Origin of the sequence: Sporosarcina sp. P20a (assembly GCF_002743175.1) — a bacterium.
Classification (GTDB): domain Bacteria; phylum Bacillota; class Bacilli; order Bacillales_A; family Planococcaceae; genus Sporosarcina.
In genome coordinates this window covers 30834-49293 of sequence record NZ_PDYT01000023.1, presented here as the reverse complement: position 1 = coordinate 49293, position 18460 = coordinate 30834, and the positions used below count along the sequence as shown (strand labels likewise).

At 43.3% G+C, this 18460-nt stretch carries 18 protein-coding genes; all 18 read right to left on the bottom strand.

Annotated elements, in window-relative coordinates; translation table 11 throughout:
* Positions 1-229: 229 nt before the first annotated feature.
* Positions 230-361: a hypothetical protein gene (locus CSV72_RS17185; protein ID WP_255407603.1), complete on the bottom strand. Its 132-nt coding sequence runs from the start codon at positions 359-361 to the stop codon at positions 230-232.
* Positions 362-725: 364 nt separating this feature from the next.
* Positions 726-1151, bottom strand: a complete 426-nt coding sequence (locus tag CSV72_RS14165) for a S1 domain-containing RNA-binding protein (RefSeq protein WP_029054887.1) — start codon at positions 1149-1151, stop codon at positions 726-728.
* A 121-nt stretch (positions 1152-1272) separates the two neighbouring features.
* Complete coding sequence (locus CSV72_RS14160; protein ID WP_099678900.1) at positions 1273-1686, bottom strand: FtsB family cell division protein; 414 nt, start codon at positions 1684-1686, stop codon at positions 1273-1275.
* A gap of 29 nt (positions 1687-1715) precedes the next feature.
* Positions 1716-2201 carry a spore cortex biosynthesis protein YabQ gene (gene yabQ / locus CSV72_RS14155; RefSeq protein ID WP_099678899.1) on the bottom strand — a complete coding sequence of 162 codons (486 nt, stop codon included), beginning with the start codon at positions 2199-2201 and terminating at the stop codon, positions 1716-1718.
* Positions 2198-2494: a sporulation protein YabP gene (gene yabP, locus CSV72_RS14150; RefSeq protein WP_029054884.1), complete on the bottom strand. Its 297-nt coding sequence runs from the start codon at positions 2492-2494 to the stop codon at positions 2198-2200. Before yabP ends, yabQ begins: the two co-directional genes overlap by 4 nt.
* Before the next feature lie 244 nt (positions 2495-2738).
* Positions 2739-3029, bottom strand: a complete 291-nt coding sequence (locus CSV72_RS14145) for an RNA-binding S4 domain-containing protein (protein ID WP_099634833.1) — start codon at positions 3027-3029, stop codon at positions 2739-2741.
* Positions 3026-4486: a bifunctional methyltransferase/pyrophosphohydrolase YabN gene (gene yabN, locus CSV72_RS14140; protein ID WP_099678898.1), complete on the bottom strand. Its 1461-nt coding sequence runs from the start codon at positions 4484-4486 to the stop codon at positions 3026-3028. The genes CSV72_RS14145 and yabN overlap by 4 nt, the downstream gene beginning before the upstream one ends.
* Positions 4487-4491: 5 nt before the next feature.
* A complete protein-coding gene (locus tag CSV72_RS14135; RefSeq protein WP_099678897.1) occupies positions 4492-6084 on the bottom strand; it encodes a putative polysaccharide biosynthesis protein in 1593 nt (530 codons plus the stop codon).
* 46 nt (positions 6085-6130) lie between these two features.
* Positions 6131-6724, bottom strand: coding sequence for a sporulation membrane protein YtaF (gene ytaF, locus CSV72_RS14130; RefSeq protein WP_099678896.1), 594 nt, complete (start codon positions 6722-6724; stop codon positions 6131-6133).
* 513 nt (positions 6725-7237) lie between these two features.
* The gene (locus CSV72_RS14125) at positions 7238-8443 is read right to left on the bottom strand and encodes an NAD(P)-dependent malic enzyme (RefSeq protein WP_099678895.1); all 1206 of its coding nucleotides are present in this window, start codon (positions 8441-8443) and stop codon (positions 7238-7240) included.
* A gap of 574 nt (positions 8444-9017) precedes the next feature.
* Positions 9018-9554 carry a stage V sporulation protein T gene (gene spoVT, locus CSV72_RS14120; protein ID WP_099678894.1) on the bottom strand — a complete coding sequence of 179 codons (537 nt, stop codon included), beginning with the start codon at positions 9552-9554 and terminating at the stop codon, positions 9018-9020.
* An 83-nt stretch (positions 9555-9637) separates the two neighbouring features.
* Positions 9638-13171 carry a transcription-repair coupling factor gene (gene mfd / locus CSV72_RS14115; RefSeq protein ID WP_099678893.1) on the bottom strand — a complete coding sequence of 1178 codons (3534 nt, stop codon included), beginning with the start codon at positions 13169-13171 and terminating at the stop codon, positions 9638-9640.
* A gap of 103 nt (positions 13172-13274) precedes the next feature.
* Positions 13275-13493: an anti-sigma-F factor Fin gene (locus tag CSV72_RS14110; RefSeq protein ID WP_099678892.1), complete on the bottom strand. Its 219-nt coding sequence runs from the start codon at positions 13491-13493 to the stop codon at positions 13275-13277.
* A 53-nt stretch (positions 13494-13546) separates the two neighbouring features.
* Positions 13547-14113 (bottom strand): aminoacyl-tRNA hydrolase, encoded by a 567-nt coding sequence (gene pth, locus CSV72_RS14105; protein ID WP_099678891.1) that lies wholly within the window; start codon positions 14111-14113, stop codon positions 13547-13549.
* A gap of 80 nt (positions 14114-14193) precedes the next feature.
* Complete coding sequence (locus CSV72_RS14100; RefSeq protein WP_099678890.1) at positions 14194-14823, bottom strand: 50S ribosomal protein L25/general stress protein Ctc; 630 nt, start codon at positions 14821-14823, stop codon at positions 14194-14196.
* 83 nt (positions 14824-14906) lie between these two features.
* Positions 14907-15866 carry a ribose-phosphate diphosphokinase gene (locus CSV72_RS14095; RefSeq protein ID WP_099678889.1) on the bottom strand — a complete coding sequence of 320 codons (960 nt, stop codon included), beginning with the start codon at positions 15864-15866 and terminating at the stop codon, positions 14907-14909.
* 27 nt (positions 15867-15893) lie between these two features.
* Entirely contained in the window at positions 15894-17252 is a 1359-nt protein-coding gene (glmU, locus tag CSV72_RS14090; RefSeq protein ID WP_099678888.1) for a bifunctional UDP-N-acetylglucosamine diphosphorylase/glucosamine-1-phosphate N-acetyltransferase GlmU, read from the bottom strand.
* A gap of 846 nt (positions 17253-18098) precedes the next feature.
* Positions 18099-18386 carry a septation regulator SpoVG gene (gene spoVG / locus CSV72_RS14085; protein WP_099632522.1) on the bottom strand — a complete coding sequence of 96 codons (288 nt, stop codon included), beginning with the start codon at positions 18384-18386 and terminating at the stop codon, positions 18099-18101.
* Positions 18387-18460: the final 74 nt, after the last annotated feature.

The window sequence follows — 18460 nt, the reverse complement described above, 5'->3', positions numbered from 1 at the left end:
GCGATCATTGGCCCCACTTCGGCGGTGGTGGATGGCTTCCGCAATGAGCCAGACAGGAAGAGCACCTGGCTGTCTCATTACTACGCCTACCACGTGCAGCCGCCTTCGTTAGATAATGTGTAGGACAGTTCAGGTACTCGTTTTTCGAGGACTTGGATAAAATGTTCGCACAAGTAAGTAGGATACGATGTTAGGTAGTTGTTTATGTAACCCCTTACTCTTCTTTGTTTTATGCAGAGGTAGTTGTTTGACTGGCAGTGTAAGTGGAGCGATCATTGGCCCCACTTCGGCGGTGGTGGATGGCTTCCGCAATGAGCCAGACAGGAAGTGCGCCTGGCTGTCTCATTACTACGCCTACCACTGGCAGCCGCCTTCGTTAGATAGTGTGTGTCAGTTCAGATACTTGTTTTTGCAAAAATAGGAACTAGTACTACCCTGTCACAGGTTTTCTTCTTTTATAAACCGCAACTTGACTTGGCAAGTACTTAGTAGCGCAGGCACAACTGCGGGGTAGGCCGTGGCCAGGTTGCAATCCCCACATGCCTGCGCGTGTCCAAAGCTTGACACTCACTACCTTCAATGACCAAGCCAAATTCGAGCAACGCCCCCACGCCAGTCAATACATCCAAATACATTTTTAGACACAAAAAACGCATGCTCCATTGTGCGGAACATACGTATAGGATGTCATCTGATTTTAGTTTACAGTTGAATCAGTCAGCAAGTTATCCTCTTCTGGCTCCACGACCGCCACGCTTGGACTCTGTCGCTCTCTTTAAGGTAGTTAGACGTTCTTCGCTGTCCTTCATGAATTTTGCCATCTTTTGCTCAAAATTCTCTGGTCGTTCAAAGCTCGGTTTGCTTCCTTGACGAGGTCTAGTTGGACGTTGTGGACGCTGTGGACGTTGTTCTGACTCAGGTTTAGCCTTACGGATGGAAAGACCGATTTTACCGTCAGATCCCACATTCATTACTTTGACTTCAACCATATCGCCGACTTTTAAATGATCATTAATATCTTTGACATAATTGTCAGCTACTTCACTAATATGGACTAATCCTGTGGATCCGCTTGGCAATTCAACAAATGCCCCAAAATTTGTGATCCCGGTTACTTTACCTTCTAACTTGCTGCCTACTTCAATTGACATAAAAAAAATGCTCCTCCTTAAGTTTTAAGCGGCTCGTAAGCCTATCAACCATATTGGCAGTGCCTGTATTTTACAGGCTCCTACCTATATTATAGCCAACAAAAAAAGAGTGTCAACATGACTACTCTTTTCTTATGTCTTTTTCTGACTCTTTTTTCTTATCGGGAATGGAAAAAATGATCTCATTGGACTCAGAAAGAAAATATTCTTTCCGTGCGAGTTTAGCAATATACTCGTCATCATCCAATCGAATCAACTGCGTATTTAGTTGTTCTTGCTGCTCTTTCAAATCCTCTAGTGTAGCTGTTGCCTCGGCTTTTTCCTTATGTTTGGCAGCCAGGATTTCTTTCTGTCCGGCATTCATATTGAATAAACTTCCAGCAACCACACAGACGATGACAAAAAATACAGCCAACCTATTTCGCAGACGTTTTTGTTGTGCTTTTTTAAAATTTTCTTTTTTTTGCATGGAGCGCACATAGTCTGTATCGATTGATGTCACATTCTTCGTTGAGGTCTTCTGTGTTTTTTTCATGGCGCACACACCTTTCTAGCGTAATTCTACTATTGCACTCTATTATATAGTACTCTGCATTTATTTTGAAGGTATTTCCCTATGTTCTTTACTAATCTTATAAACGGCGACGTGATTAGTGTCAGAATAGAGGCAATTAAATAGAGAATACGTTGAATCGTTAGGTAGACAAGACGAATGATGAGCCAAATCGGCCTAAGCACCACAAGTAACAGTAGTCTACCTACGAATCTCACAGGATAATGGAAGATGGCTGCGTACAATAACAAGCCACTAACCTGCGCAACAGGGTCATACATTCTCCATGCCCCGTCGCGTACCATGATTAATACCCAAAACGACCCGATTCCCAACACAATCCAGATCAGGCATTCCAACCAGAATGCCCATCTTCTTATGAACGAACGTTTATCGCACCCTGCGACAATCGTTCCGAATAAATCCATTACAATTCCAGCAGTAATCCCTGTCCCGATCATCGCCAATAGACTGAAGAACTGGACGGTTAAGCTCATCCGAATAGTTTATGGAGGAAATTGCGTGAGCCTGCTTCTTCATCATCGTATTGAAGTGTTTGGACGGTACCTTCAAGCGTGAGCAGGCCCTTGTCCACATCTAAATGTACAATACGCAGTTCCTCCCCACGGATTTGCAGTACGCCAAGCGATGTTCTAACAAGAAATTCCTCCTGGTCAAAGCGGTCAATCGTTTTCACGGATGTGAGGTCCATTCTTTTACGATTGCGCATCGTCACTACGTGGTCTCCTGATGGAATAGTATACATCGAGCTGTCTGTTTGAATCTGCATATGCGTCCCCCTTCTCTAGTACGTTCCCCTTATCATATGCAGAGGCTTGGCCAAACATGACAAGCTGTTTTGATAATGAGAGGTTTTGAGTTCAAGATCTTTAGCGAGTTAATTAGGGAGTACGAGGGAATTGAAGCGCCAGCCGGGGACCCTTTCCGGGGAACCCCCCATACCCTTAACACTTTTTACTTCTATATGAAAAAAAGACAGCCTGATGTCAGACTGTCTCTTCCTTAAATAAGCATTACTCTTCGTCATCAACAAACTCAGGTTCCACTTTCTCTAAGCGCTCTTCGCTAGTGATCGTGTACATACCTGCCGCATCTTCCTTTTTAGTCGATGCCTTCAGCTCATTTACCGTAGCATTGACAATCTTCTGTCCAAAGCGAATTGAAAGCTCATCGCCTGGCTTAACGACCGACGAGGCTTTGGCTACTTTCCCATTAATCGTAATTCTGCCTTGGTCAGCCACTTGCTTCGCAAGCGTCCGGCGTTTGATAAAGCGTGATACTTTCAAAAACTTATCGAGTCTCATTTGGATTCTTCCCTTCGTTTGGCCTGTTGCCAGAACTTTTCCAGTTCATCTAATGTATAGTCTGCAAATTTTCCGCTTCCTTGTTTCACAGATTGCTCTACGAACTGGAAGCGGTATTTGAACTTTTCGTTTGTGTGCCACATGGCCTCTTCTGGTGAAATCTTCAAAAACCTTGCGATGTTGACGATCGTGAACAGTACGTCTCCAAGCTCGTCTAGCTGTTGCTCAGGCCCGCCATTTTTCACTTCGTCTTGAAACTCTTGCCACTCTTCCTGGAACTTGTCGAAAGCCCCTTCAATAGAAGGCCAATCAAATCCTACTTTAGCTGCGGTCTTTTGATAATTATAAGATGTCAGCAAGGAAGATGCCAAACGTTCTTGTCCTTCTAACAACGTAGTTGGTTTCGGTTTTTCTTGTTCCTTGATAGCTTGCCAGTTCGTCAACACTTCTTCCGTTGTGTCCGCTTGCGTTTGTGCAAATACGTGTGGGTGACGACGGATCATTTTGGAACCGACAGCTTCGAGTACATCTTCCATAGAGAAGTACCCATTGTCTTCACCGATTTGTGCATGAAGGAAAACTTGCAGTAAAACATCTCCTAGTTCTTCGATGATTGCGTCGTCATCTTCTTCATCGATGGCTTGGATCAGCTCAAAGGATTCTTCGATTAAATAGCGCTTCAATGATTCATGTGTTTGCTCGCGATCCCAAGGACAGCCGTCCGGGCCTCGCAACGTTGCAATGATGTCCCTAAATGAACTCCACTCTTTCAGTCGTTGTTCGTGATCAAGTAAAGGTGGCACGTAGACAGTCGTTAAGTTATTTAATGTCACTGTACGGTCAAGCTCAAACAGCGGTATTTCAGTCAACTTTTCATCGCGGGAACCCGCTGACGTAACAATTGTGACAACATGATGATCGGGATATTTCTCCATCAAAGACAATTTCACGTCTGAAGCGACGAAAGCATCATAGACTTGTCCAATTAATACGTGCTGATCCATGCGTACGTCGTCGCGTTTCAAGTCCGTACCGTCAAGCAACTGGAATCCTTCAATCGGATCGATACGCAGCGCTGTGAAAATCGGATCCAAAAAACTACTGCCGCCTGCGATATGAAGTTCAATCTCACCCATACGATCTTTTTCAATCAATAGTTGAACTGTACGTTCCGCTACAAGCGGGTGTCCTGGCACAGCGTATGTAATCGGCTGTTGCGTACTCAGTTCAAGAAGTTTATCGACGATTTGTTGATAGACGTCTTCAAATGCATCATTTTCTTCATAAATCGAATCAAAGCTTTCCATTTTTAATCCTTCTGAACGCAACTCTGCTACGACGGGATGTTCTTCCGTACGAATATAGAGATGGTCCGCTTGTTTCAATAATCGGTACGTGCCTAGTGATAGCTGTTCCAAATCACTTGCGCCAAGTCCGATAACAGTTATTTTATTCACATAATTCACCTTCTATTTTTAGTTAGCCATAGTTGTGCAGTCGCCAATCGTTTTCCAAAAGGCAGTAAATACCACTCTTTTTCTTTCATTATACGTGATTTCAAGATGACGAAAAGGAATATGATTGCTCCAATTGCGACAGCAGATAGTGCCGTTAACGCTGAGCTTATTCGTGAGGATAATCCGTCAAAAAGCCAATAGTCCGCTATAAGCATCCAGGGAATCAATACCACTGCCATTGCAACGCCTGCGCTAATCAGCACGGTATAAAAACGTCGCGAGGCCAGCGGGAACTTCCAAAATCTCTTAAAGTAAATAATTAATAACACAGCAACGACCGCGAACGCAATAGTGCCTGATGCCGCTGCACCTTCAATTCCATACTGGCGAACCATCAATGGTGTAGTCGACAGTTTTATTACGACGCCAAGCAGCATGAGTAGTAGCGGTCCACGCACTTTTCCGCTTCCTTGAAGAATAGCCGTCAAGGGTAAAATAATCGACAACCAGAAAATCTGAATGCAGAAGATGATTAGCGCAACCGATCCTGTTCGTGTTTGGAACAGCATTTCATTGACGAAAGGTAGGACGAGAACCAATCCGATCGTCGCAGCCCAGCCGAATAAAATAGATGTACGGAACGTTAAGCTAATGAACGGTAACGCGCCTCGTCCATCCGTTTTGGATGCATGGTGTGCGATTAACGGCACGAGTGCCAACGCCAAAGTAGATGCAAGCAAAATACCCATTTGCGCAAGCGGCTGTCCTCTGTCATAGACACCTTTCATTTCCATAGCAGCCTCACTCATTGCACCCGCTTCGACTAATGCGTTATAGATCGTGAAAGAGTCGACCAATTGAAAGACTAATAATATTAGTGAACTCGCACTGACACCGATGCTAATCTTAGTCAGATCTTTGATCACTTGCCATGGTTTTATAGTAGCTACCGCCAAACTTTCCCGTCGCAGGAAGAACCATGTCAAAATCAAGACACCTACTGCTTCACCTGCGACCGCTGCCCACATCGTAATTTCCCCTATTTTATAAAGCGACGTTCCAGCACGTATCGCAAACCACGTACCCGCCAGTACGATGATCACCCTGAACAACTGCTCTGAGACATTTGAGATCGCTACAGGTATCATTTGGCCTTCCGATTGAAAGACGCCCTTCAGTACAGCCAGGAACGGTAGTACGAGAACTATATATGCACCGGTCTGCAAAACGGGTGCCAGTGCGATGTCTCCCATTAATTCGGCAAAAAAAGATGAACCCGAACGCAATAATAGAAAGATTCCTACCGATAAAACGAGAAGATATGCGAGTGACACACGTAAAATCCCACGCGATTCTCCAGGACCTTTGCTTTCCGCAAGCATCTTAGACACCGCAACGGCAAAACCCGAAGACGTCCAAACGATAAATATTCCGATGAACGGATACACTTGCTGATAAATATAGAATCCTTTATCTCCAACTAAGTTTTGAAATGGCACACGATAGACCGCGCTCAACACTTTTACAATAATAGCGGCAATAGTTAAGATCGATGCACCTTTCATAAACGACTTCATATTCCATTTAGTCAACGCCATATACGCGCCTCTTTCATTTGATGATGATTTCTAGTATACCATCACATCAGAGTAGTCGCGTGATTGCAATCAATAAAATAATAACACCACTCATGAATGTTCCGAACTGACCAACTGACATCTTACCAATCTGCACCCCTGCCAGTTTTGCGCCCAGTCCCACACCAATAGACAATGTAATATAACTGCCAACCGCTGCTGATAATGCGATTGTAATCGGGGATAACGCCAAGAGACCTGCTCCGACACCATTCGTTAATGCATTCGCAGAAAGCGCAATACCGAGCAGTAAAGCTTCCCCCAAACTAATATGCGAGGATCCATCAAAATCCATCTTTTCCGGTTCACTGAACACATTTGCTTGGTTTTTTCTTTGTTGACGAAACGCGATAATCATAATTCGGATTCCGATAATACTTAGTACAGCAAACGCTATAAGATCAGGTAGTATGCCTGGTAACATTTCAGCTAGCCAGACACCCGATACGATGCCAATCAAACTGAAGATAAAACAAATTACCGCAATAAGTGCATTCGACGTGAATGGAATGCGGACTCGCTGTACCCCGTAAGAAAGTCCGACTCCAAAGTTGTCAATGCTAGATGAAATTGCAAAGCCTGCGATCAGTAGCCAAGTCATTCCGCTCCCCCCAGCCTATTTGGTTTTATCATACTATACGTGCGCAACAGAGCAGGCGTGTGTGCGCTAGGCGCATAGAAGAACTAGTTTTTTCTATGCGCGAAGGGAGGCTGGGTTGGGATTTGTGCTGCAGACTACAAGTAGCTCGAGACTTCATTGTAGGCGTTGACTGAATTTGTAGCGTCCTTTGACTTGCTTGAGGTCAAGACCAAACAAGTTCGCAAACGTATTGAGCGGTTGGGCGCGAAGTATGATCGGTTGTAGAGTGTGATAGAGCGGTTGTGCATGTAGATAGAGCGGAAGGCGCGCATCATAGAGCGGATAAACATGAACTATGAGCGTTTGTGAGAATTTATGAGCGCCGTCCCCCCGCCCACGTTAATAATCCGCAAGCCAATGACCAAGAGTCCACCTAAAACATCGAACAACGCTTCATCCTGTTCATCCATTCATTTCATAAAATAAAAAACGTCTTCCCTATACTTGATAGGAAAGACGGGTCATTATTCATCTTCATCTGGGAGTAGGCAAGATCAGTTCCTTTACAACGGATACGCCTGTACGCATTGCTGCTTTTCCTACAGCATGTGCAACAATTGTCGGGATACGATCATCAAATGGATCCGGAATGATGTAATCATCACGTAGATCTTCATCCTTGATCAAATCTGCAATTGCATACGTAGCAGCAAGCTTCATCTCTTCATTAATCTCTGTCGCTCTAACGTCCAAAGCTCCACGGAAGATCCCAGGGAATGCCAAGACGTTGTTGACTTGGTTAGGATAATCGGAACGGCCTGTCGCAATAATACGCACACCGTACTCCTCTGCCAATTCAGGCTTCAACTCAGGCATTGGATTCGCTAGTCCGAATACGATAGGATCTGTATTCATTAGTGCAATTAATTCCTTCGTCAGCAAGTTCGCAACGGATACACCAACGAATACATCAGCGCCCTTCATTGCAGCTGCTAATGAACCTTCAATTTTCTCGAGGTTCGTGACGCGCGACATTTCATGCTTGATGTCATTCATCGAATTCTCGCGGCCTTCAAAAATAATGCCTTTTGAATCACACATAATAATGTTTTCGAAGCCCATACTCAACAATAGTTTCGTAATCGCAACTCCAGCCGCACCCGCGCCATTCAAAACGATTTTCACGTCTTCTTTCTCTTTTCCGACTACTTTTAATGCGTTTAGCAATCCCGCACCTACTACAATTGCTGTACCATGCTGATCATCATGGAAGATTGGAATATTACACTCTTCACGCAATCTACGTTCAATTTCGAAACAACGTGGGGCTGAAATGTCTTCTAGGTTTACAGCACCGAATGTGGGGCTGATCGCTTTTACAATGTTAACAATCTCATCTACATCTTTCGTATCCAGACAAATCGGGAATGCGTCAATCCCTGCGAATTGCTTCAACAATAGAGCTTTCCCTTCCATTACCGGCAAAGCTGCTTCAGGGCCGATATCTCCGAGTCCAAGTACAGCCGTTCCATCTGTCACAACTGCAACTAAGTTCCCCTTAATTGTATATTCATACGCAAGAGAAGGATCCCGAGCGATTTCTACACAAGGTTCAGCAACTCCTGGCGAGTACGCTAAACTCAAATCCTCTTTATTTTCTAATGGCACTTTCGAAACAACTTCCATTTTTCCATTGTGAATTTGATGCATGTGTAAAGAAGATTTGTATTTCCTGTTCATAATATCGCTCTCCCTGTCTGGTTTTTTATTGTTCATTCGTGTTGGTAGTGATTATAAGCGTAAACACGAAGTAATTACAAGCAGCAATATTCTGCCAACTCCAAAAATTGAGAATTCGTAAGCGGTTACATTGCCTTTATCTCGGGTTTTTCAGCGCATAAAAAAGTTTTGAAAAAAGTTTTGACTTTTATGCCTTTTCGTAGTATGTGAAACCTTTCACTTTTCAATTTATGCCTTGTGAAGCCCTTCACTAAGGGCTTTTGTGAAAAGCTTCACGTAAAGAAAAGTGGTCCTAAAAAAACGATTTATGTATATAGTATGTGAAAATCTTCACTTTTTAATTGATGAAAAATATTGAAATGTATTTGGTGTTATAAACACACAAATGGTTTTTTGTGTAAAATGCTCGGCTGTGTATACTCCAATTTATAGATTGAATGAAACTTTTTCATTTGTTACTGTTCTAAAAAAACATGCTGAAATAAATTTTTAATATATTTCACGCAAAAAAACTCACAGTAGATTTTTCTACTGTGAGTTTTGGCTGAAAGTTTAACTTTTTTATAAAAAATGTTTAGCTTTCCATCTGTTTTGCCAGGAAGTTGGCAGCTGTCTCTGCTGCTTTTTGCTCGACGTCTCCAACAAAATGTACTTTGGACAGCAAATAGACGGCACCGATTGCGTCGCCATTTGTAATGATTGGCGCAATACAATAAGATTTAATCTGTTCTACTTGACCCGGCACCCATTCTACCGTCTTCTCATGCTTCTCCATGACAGTAGATCGGCCGTTTAGGATTTCTTCACATATTGGGGCCAACTGCCGGTTCATATAATCCTTCTTGGCAAGTCCCGCTACCGCCAGCATTTCGTCACGGTCACTGATTAGCGCAGGTGTACCAATCGTTTCATAAAGTGATTCTGCATATTCCACCGCAAATTCGCCAAGCTCTGAAATAGGTGAATACTTCTTTAAAATGACTTCCCCTTCTCGATCAGTGAATATCTCCAAAGGGTCCCCCTCACGAATGCGAAGTGTCCTTCTAATTTCTTTTGGTATAACTACTCTTCCCAAGTCATCAATTCTGCGGACAATACCCGTTGCTTTCATGTATAATGCCTCACTTTCTCGAAATTAAATGTATTTCTGAGAATAGTATGCATCAACATTGGTCATTTTATGCAATCAAGGTGTTACAAGGCATCCGTAGATTCTATTTCCTTTGCTGTTTCCTGCATCGTGTGTACCATATCTTCTACCATATCGAATTCTGTAAATTGATTGGACTTCTTTTCATTCACAGTTACAGTAATTTGTCCGTTGTCAATCGTCAGTCCAACCGCGTGACCAAACTTCAAGGAACTTTCCATAAGCTTTGCACCGTCAGCGCGAGCTGTTCCTTCTGCTGACAAGCGAATTTCTACTATTCCCTGTACATTCTTGATAGAAACTACGCCAGCGTCACGTCCCCACGCTTTCATACGTCCAACGCGGAGTAGTAAATCGGCTTCAAATGGCATATCACCGAATCGATCGATCATCTCATCGACAAGCTCCAGATAATCCTCATCGCCCGTAATCGCTTTTACGCGTTTGTACATTTGAATCTTTTGATAACCGTCATGAATGTATGATTCCGGTAAGTAAGCATTAATAGGCAAGGAGATTTCGACATCTGCTTTGTCTTCTTTCACGACACCTGTCTGTCTCTCTTCTATCGCCTCTTGTAGTAATTGGGAATACAGATCGAAACCAACAGAATCAATGAATCCATGTTGTTGCGAACCAAGTAAATTCCCTGCTCCGCGAATGGATAAATCACGCATGGCAATTTTAAAACCTGAGCCTAACTCCGTAAACTCTTTGATTGCCTGCAAGCGATTTTCTGCTACTTCCGTTAGCACTTTATCGCGCTGATAAAGCATATAGCTGTATGCTACGCGATTGGAACGGCCGACCCGGCCACGTAATTGATAAAGCTGTGATAGCCCCATGCGATCTGCATCATGGACAATCAACGTATTGACGTTTGGAATATCGATTCCAGTTTCAATAATGGTAGTTGTCACCAGTACATCAAATTCTCCTTCTAGAAAACTTAATATGACTGCTTCGAGAGCCGCCTCACCCATCCGACCATGTGCAGAGGCGATACGCGCTTCTGGTACCAAGTCACGAATTTCCTGAACCTTACGATCCATATCTTCTACACGATTATATAAATAGAAGACCTGTCCGCCACGTCCCATCTCCCGTTCAATTGCTTCACGAACGAGTCCACCATTATGTTCCATGACATATGTTTGGACAGGGAAACGATTGGCTGGCGGTGTTTCGATTACGGATAAATCGCGTACTCCGACCATCGACATATGCAAAGTCCTTGGTATCGGTGTTGCAGTCAACGTCAGTACGTCTACGTTGTTTTTCAACTGCTTCAATTTTTCTTTATGCGTTACACCAAAACGTTGCTCTTCATCGACAACGAGAAGCCCAAGATCCTGATAAACAACGTCTTTCGACAATAAGCGATGTGTACCGATGACAATGTCAACAGTACCCGCTTTCAATCCTTTAATTGTATCATCTTGCTCTTTCTTAGAACGGAAACGATTGAGTAATGAAACCGTTACAGGATAATCTGCGAACCGTTCTTTCATCGTCTCGAAATGTTGCTGTGCAAGTATCGTAGTGGGCACCAAGAACGCCACTTGTTTACCATTCGTTACTGCTTTAAATGCTGCACGGATCGCAACTTCCGTTTTTCCGTATCCTACGTCACCGCATAATAATCGATCCATAGGTCGTATACGTTCCATATCTTTCTTAATTTCCTCTATGGATTGTAACTGATCCTGTGTCTCTTCATAAGGGAAAGCATTTTCGAATGAACGCTGCAAATCGTCATCTTCACCAAAAGCAAAGCCTTTTTCTGCTTCTCGTCTGGCATATAACTTGATCAAGTCATCCGCAATATCCTGAATGGCCGCTGTTACTTTACGTTTGGTTTTTACCCAATCCGTCCCGCCAAGTTTATGTAGCTTTGGCTCTTTCTCTCCTGTAGCTACATACTTTTGAATTAAATCAATCTGGTCAGCCGGCACGAAGAGCTTATCCTCACCGCGGTAACGAATATCCAAGTAGTCTTTCTGGATACCTTTAACGTCCAATGTTACGACGCCATAGTATTTCCCGATCCCGTGATGAACGTGGACAATATGATCCCCTGGCTTGATCTCTGAATAACTTTTGATCCGTTCGGCATTCGTTAGTTTAGAGGGACGCGCTTTACGTTTCGGCTTACCAGTAAACAATTCTGCATCTGTAATGACAGCTAGCTTCTGGAACGGTAATTCAAAACCTGCCGACAAATCACCTTCTATAATGGACAACACGCCCTTTTTACTAGGCCTGCCGTCAATCGCTGCTTCAATTTCATATTCACGTAAAATCTCTTGAATAGCCTTCATTCTCTCAGATGAAGAAGCCAAGAGAAAAACATTATAGTTCCCTTGTTTCCAACGCTCTAATTCACTTTTCAATAGGGGCATCTGACTATGGAACTGTTGCATCGGCTTACAAGAAATCGAAATGAACTTCTTAATAGTGAAGCCAGGCACTGTACGTGTAAACAAAGACAAATAGAGTCGTTGTTGATGAATATCCGATAGTACTTGCTCGTATTTCCACGCAAGTTTCGTATCATGCAACATTTTTCCATCTTCGAGCATTGAAAGCTGGTATTCCTGCTCCTCTGACTCCAAAGTAGCCACAGATTCTTGTATTCGCCCCAGCTCGTCAAATAAAATGACACCATTTTCGGGGAAGTAGTCAGTCAGCATGGCGCTCGCTTCGGAAGAAAACGAAGCATATTTCTTCATCGTGTCCGGCACAATCCCGTCTTTCATCATGCTGATATCCTGCATGATCGTCATCAATAATTGCTGCTGTAATTCTTCACTTTTGATTCTAGACAAGCTTTCACCAAGTGCTTGCTCCACCTTTTGTGATACTTGCTGCAATTCTTCAGGAGTCCAGATGAATTCGTTCGCCGGCAATAACGTAAGCGATTCCAATTTGCCTGTTGAACGCTGGTCTTCCGCCGAAAACGTTCGAATGGAATCAATTGTCGTATCGAATAACTCAATACGAACTGGTTCTGCCATCGTAAGCGGATATATATCCAGTATTCCACCGCGTAACGCAAATTCACCCGGTGCGCTCACCAGGTCTTTTCGTATATAGCCCATGGATACTAAGTTTTTCAGCCAGACACCTATATCAATCTCTTCATCTGTTGAAGCCGTTACGTAATGAGCTAACCATCGTTCCTTTGATGGCAACAACTTCCGCAACCCTGCAACCGGTGTAATATAAATACCACTGCCTGTACGCGCCATGTGATCCAACGTATCAATCCTACCAGCACGCAATTCATAGCTCGCGAATGAAAAGTCTGCTGCAACGAGTTCTTCTGCCGTATATAAGTGAATATGTTCGTCACCGACCAACTTGCTCAAGTCTTCATATGTTCGCTGCGCTTGAAGCATATTGGGTGAAACAATCAAGACAGGACGTGTCAATGACTGCTGAATCAATTTAAAGAAAACCGCTTTGGAACCGCCTGATAGACCTGTGATCAACTGCTGATCCTGCCCGTCTTCCAAGTCGTTCAGCAAACCTTGAATCTCTTTCTCTTCTAGAAAAAGCTGTTCTATTACTCCCACTTGACTACCCCTCCTTATCTATCAACTTAGTCTCTTTATATATATTGAACAGAATGCTTTATGCACAAAAAGCTTTGGCTATCAGCGCCAAAGCATCTGTTACTTATTGTAACCATTTTTTTAAGGTGTAATAATCCGGGAACGTCTGCAATGATTGCTCGCAGTGTTCACAAATACATCGTATATGCAGGCCACCATCTGGATCTACGGACAAAAATGTATTTTTATCAGCAGCGTCTATTTGACTTAGGGTATCCTTGGCCGATTCAAATGGAATGGAACCGATTTCCGTATGACAGTGATTACAAGAATAACGGATCATATTCTCTTCACCTTCCTTTTTCAAAGTATAGGCAAAGAGTCGATGTATTATGCTTATCCGTTAAATTTATTCATCACTTCAAGGAATGGCATCTTTTTTGTTGTCCATTCTTCACAGGCCTCTGCACTCTTTTGTATTGCGTCTTGGATCAATGGTTGCTCGTCCTTGCTAAACGGAGATAATACATAGTCAGCAACCTTCATACCACCAGTAGGACGGTCAACACCAATACGAATTCGGTTAAATTCAGAAGTGCCTAGATGTGCAATAAGGGACTTCATGCCATTATGACCGCCCGCACTTCCCTTTTGACGAAGTCGGATTTTCCCTGCAGGTAAATCCAAGTCATCGTATAGCACGACGATTTCTTCATCATTCACTTCAAAGTAGTCTGCTAAAGGACGGACGCACTCGCCAGACAAGTTCATATAGGTCATCGGCTTTAATAATATCACTTTACCTTCGGCTGTATGGACAGTCGTAAATTGGCCATTGAATTTTTGCTGAAATGCTGGAGCTTGCCAGCGCTTAGCCAATTCATCAATGACTTGAAAACCAATATTATGACGCGTGTTTTCGTAGTTTTTCCCGGGATTTCCGAGACCAATTAATAATTTCATGTTCTTCTCTTCCTTTTCTAAACGATATATATACATAGAAAAGGAGCGCACGGTTCAAACTCGTGCGCCCATTTTGTAACTTATTTCTCTTCTTTAGCTTCACCGATTACTTCCGGCTCAGCTCCAGTGTTTTCAGTTGCTTCATCTAATGCTTCTAGTTCTTCTTCAGTACGTGGTGCAGAAATAGTTACTAATCCTACTTCATCTTCAGTCAAGATTTCGAATTTCACTTTATCACGGATATCGCCAACAAGAATTGTTTCCCCAATTTCAAGTGCTGAAACATCTACATCGATATGATCAGGAATATCAGATGGCTTTACGCGAATTGTAACTTCCCATACCGGTTGTTGAATTGTTCCGCCTGCTTTTTCACCTGGCGCGTCTCCAACAAGGTTGATCGCTACGTCTACTTCAAGCTCTTCTGTCATGTTGATAGCCAAGAAGTCAGCGTGTGTTAGGAAACCAGTCAATACGTCAGCCTGATAATCGTTTAATACGACGTTTACATCTTTTCCATCAACAGTCAATTTGATTACACCGTTTCTTCCTGTTTCATGAAGTGTGTCTAGAAGGTCACGTTCTTTAACTGCAATTGGTGTGCTTTCTGTTTTGTAACCATAAACTACGGAAGGAATCCATCCACTTTTGCGTAATTCGCTTACTGTCTTCTTGTCAGTTTCTCTTAAATTAGAATTAATTGTGCTCATTTGTATAGTCACCTATCCCATCAAAAAGTTTTTTTAGTAAATCTTTGGATTTTCAAAATCACAAGATATCAGATAACTGTTTATCACTCAAATAATGTGCTTACAGACTTGTTCTCAAACACCCGAACAATTGCTGATGCCAATAAAGGCGCAATCGATAGCTGTTTAATTTTTGGAGATTGTTTACTTTCCGGCAATTTAATAGAATTCGTAATCACCAATTGCTTGATTTTAGAATTATTAATGCGCTCAATCGCTGGTCCAGATAAAACTGGGTGTGAACAACAAGCATACACTTCTTTTGCTCCACTTTCAATTAGGGCGCTCGCAGCAATCGTGATAGTACCAGCTGTATCAATAATATCATCAATTAGAATGGCCGTTTTTCCTTCTACATTGCCAACAATATTCATCACTTCCGCTACGTTCGGACGCGGACGTCGCTTATCAATTATTGCAATTGGCGCTTTCATACGATCCGCCATTTTACGCGCACGCGTCACACCGCCATGGTCAGGTGAAACGATAACAAGATCATCGCTTGCTAATCCTTGGCTCTGGAAGTACTCCGTTAAAATTGGTTCTGCAATCAAGTGATCGATTGGAATATCGAAGAACCCTTGAATTTGTGGTGCATGTAAGTCTACTGCAATGACGCGGTCAGCGCCTGCTTTTTCAAGCAAGTTTGCAACTAATTTAGCCGTTATAGGTTCACGTGAACTCGCTTTACGGTCTTGGCGTGCATACCCGTAATAGGGCATGACTACGTTAATCGTACGCGCGGATGCACGCATTAAGGCATCTAGCATAATGAGAAGCTCCATCAGGTTATCGTTGACCGGATTAGAAGTTGATTGAATAACAAACACTTCACAGCCACGGATGCTTTCATCGATATTAATTTGGATTTCTCCGTCACTAAAACGTTTGACTGAGAGCTTGCCGAGCGGAAGCCCGACTTGATCTGCTACTTCTTTTGCAAGTGGTTCGTTCGCAGTTAAAGAAAAGATTTTCAGTTTGTCGTTTGGATATTGATTTGCCATGATGGCCCTCCTGTTGGTTGGGTAAGATTAGTTTTTTACGTATCCTTCTTTATTCTCTTGCCGAACGCGTCCAATTGCAAGTGAATTTTCCGGAACATTTTTTGTGACTGTGGATCCCGCTGCCACAATCGCATTCTTTCCTATCGTGACCGGTGCAACCAAATTGGCATTGCAACCAATAAATGCATTATCTTCTATCTCTGTTTTGTACTTGTTTTTACCATCGTAATTCACTGTAATCGTACCACAGCCAACGTTAACATTCTTGCCTATTTCTGTATCCCCTATGTAACTGAGGTGAGAAACTTTACTATCGTCACCAAGCTGAGACTTTTTCACCTCAACAAAGTTACCTACTTTGACATGATCACCAAGCTGTGTGTCGGGACGCAAGTGTGCAAATGGACCAACTGCCGTCTGATTCCCAATCATACTATCACGAACTACGGATGAGTGAATCGTCGTGTCGTCACCCACTGTACTGTTTTGTATATGACTGTTCGGACCAATGACACATTGTGACCCGATCTTTGTAGCACCTTCAATGATTACGCCAGGTTGGATGACAGTGTCACGTCCAATTTCAGCTTCTGCACTGATCACTGTCTGCTCAGGGCTGATGATTGTGACACCGTTGCGCATATGCTTCTCCGCAATTAATTGGCGCATGCTTTTTTCTGCTTGTGCTAGTGCCACACGGTCGTTGACGCCTAATGTTTCATGGAAATCTGGCGTTGTATAAGCCGAAATCCGCTGTCCTTCAGATTTCAAAATTCCTAATACGTCTGGGAGATAATATTCGCCTTGTGCGTTATCGTTGTTCACTTTTTTCAGTGTTTCAAATAACACGCGGTTGTCAAAACAGTATGTGCCTGTATTAATTTCCTTAACGAGACGCTCACCGTCGTTTGTGTCTTTATGCTCGACGTTTCGCATTACGTCACCATTCTCTGCACGGATGATGCGGCCGTAACCTGTTGGATCATCTGCTATTGCAGTAAGTATTGTCGCTTTTGCTTCCGTTTCATGATGCTGTGCGAGGAGCGCTGCCATCGTCTCCGTGCTAATCAATGGTGTATCACCGCAGACAACTAGTGTTGTGCCTTCAAGATCCGCAAGTACCGTCTCAGCTTGTTGCACGGCATGTGCTGTGCCCAGTTGTTGCGCTTGCAACGCGTATTCACTTTTGTTACCCAGTGCCTGCTCTACCATTTCGGCACCATGACCGACAATCGTGACGATACGATCTGAGTGGAGGTCACGAATGTGATCGATTACGTGCTCTACCATCGGCTTGCCACAGACTGGATGAAGTACTTTATAAAGATCCGACTTCATTCGCGTGCCCTGTCCTGCTGCTAGGACGATCGCATATGTATTTGTCATCTGCCAGCCTCCATCCTTGTTTGATAAATTCATAATTGACTATATCGGAAATGACTGATTTTTTCAAGCATTTCCCCTTGACAATTACATAACTTTATTTTATGATTGTTAATCTTTTTGCGATTATATTGGTATAGGAATAAAAATTTTAAGTAAATATAGATGAGGTGTTCAAAGTAAGTTTGGTTGTGGGTGTGGTTGAACTTATTTAAGTTCAAAAGCACTTTCTCAGTAATAGTAAATGAATTTGTGAGTGCGAGGGGATGGAAGCTCCAGTTGGCGGACGCTTTCCCATGGGCCCGCGGTGAGCCAACCAGGTCGCGGGCTCCCTTTTGGTTGGCTCACTTGATGGGGCTGATCCTGCGGGAAGAGCCGTTACGAGGAACGGCTTTTGCTAGTAAAAGCAAAGCGTTAGGAGCACATCTTTGCACTTCGCCGCCAACTTCCGCTTCCATCCTACGTTGATAGTGTGGGTACTTAGATCACTTACTGTAGGTGGTATGTGAATTAATGTTTTGTCTTAACTTATTTAGATTCAAGTACTGTAGATCAAAACCTTTAACAACACTAACTTTAATGCACAACAAAAAGTATCACCCACTTACATTGCTAGGAATTGGCGCGTAGGAGGGGGCGACTCCCAGAGGATCAGCTCCAATCAAGGGAGCTACGCGACTGGTTGGCTCACCGCGAGCCCTCTAGGAAAGCGTCCCCCTCCGAAGTGCGAATTCCTCCCCTAACCCTTTGCCAACTCCTCCACTTCAACACGACAAAAAGGCCATCTACTCGAATAGATGGCCTTTTATGGATACGACATATGGTAACGCTTTCTCTTACATTATAAAATTATAGAACAGCCTCTTGCAATTCCCCTTGCTGTTCGTCTACTTGATGATAAGCTGCCAGGATGGACTCCTGTACCTTTGTTCGTGCATCTGAATTGATTGGATGTGCCACGTCACGAAACTCCCCATCTGGTGTGCGCTTACTCGGCATTGCCACGAATAATCCGTCATTCCCCTCAATGACTCGGATATCATGGATGACAAACTGATCGTTAAGCGTAATGGAAGCAATTGCTCTCATTCTACCTTCCGTGTCTACCTTGCGTAATCTCACATCTGTGATTTCCATTTTCCCCACTCCCTTGTTGTCGTTTTCACACTGAACGTATTCTAGGTTAGTTGGTATGATTACTTTTTTAACCA

Bases quoted from the DNA above. Each gene is read 5' to 3' on its own strand.
- CSV72_RS14165 (WP_029054887.1), bottom strand. From the start codon at position 1,151: ATGTCAATTGAAGTAGGCAGCAAGTTAGAAGGTAAAGTAACCGGGATC.
- CSV72_RS14160 (WP_099678900.1), bottom strand. From the start codon at position 1,686: ATGAAAAAAACACAGAAGACCTCAACGAAGAATGTGACATCAATCGAT.
- yabQ (WP_099678899.1), bottom strand. From the start codon at position 2,201: ATGAGCTTAACCGTCCAGTTCTTCAGTCTATTGGCGATGATCGGGACA.
- yabP (WP_029054884.1), bottom strand. From the start codon at position 2,494: ATGCAGATTCAAACAGACAGCTCGATGTATACTATTCCATCAGGAGAC.
- CSV72_RS14145 (WP_099634833.1), bottom strand. From the start codon at position 3,029: ATGAGACTCGATAAGTTTTTGAAAGTATCACGCTTTATCAAACGCCGG.
- CSV72_RS14135 (WP_099678897.1), bottom strand. From the start codon at position 6,084: ATGGCGTTGACTAAATGGAATATGAAGTCGTTTATGAAAGGTGCATCG.
- ytaF (WP_099678896.1), bottom strand. From the start codon at position 6,724: ATGACTTGGCTACTGATCGCAGGCTTTGCAATTTCATCTAGCATTGAC.
- CSV72_RS14125 (WP_099678895.1), bottom strand. From the start codon at position 8,443: ATGAACAGGAAATACAAATCTTCTTTACACATGCATCAAATTCACAAT.
- spoVT (WP_099678894.1), bottom strand. From the start codon at position 9,554: ATGAAAGCAACGGGTATTGTCCGCAGAATTGATGACTTGGGAAGAGTA.
- CSV72_RS14110 (WP_099678892.1), bottom strand. From the start codon at position 13,493: ATGATCCGTTATTCTTGTAATCACTGTCATACGGAAATCGGTTCCATT.
- pth (WP_099678891.1), bottom strand. From the start codon at position 14,113: ATGAAATTATTAATTGGTCTCGGAAATCCCGGGAAAAACTACGAAAAC.
- CSV72_RS14100 (WP_099678890.1), bottom strand. From the start codon at position 14,823: ATGAGCACAATTAATTCTAATTTAAGAGAAACTGACAAGAAGACAGTA.
- CSV72_RS14095 (WP_099678889.1), bottom strand. From the start codon at position 15,866: ATGGCAAATCAATATCCAAACGACAAACTGAAAATCTTTTCTTTAACT.
- glmU (WP_099678888.1), bottom strand. From the start codon at position 17,252: ATGACAAATACATATGCGATCGTCCTAGCAGCAGGACAGGGCACGCGA.
- spoVG (WP_099632522.1), bottom strand. From the start codon at position 18,386: ATGGAAATCACAGATGTGAGATTACGCAAGGTAGACACGGAAGGTAGA.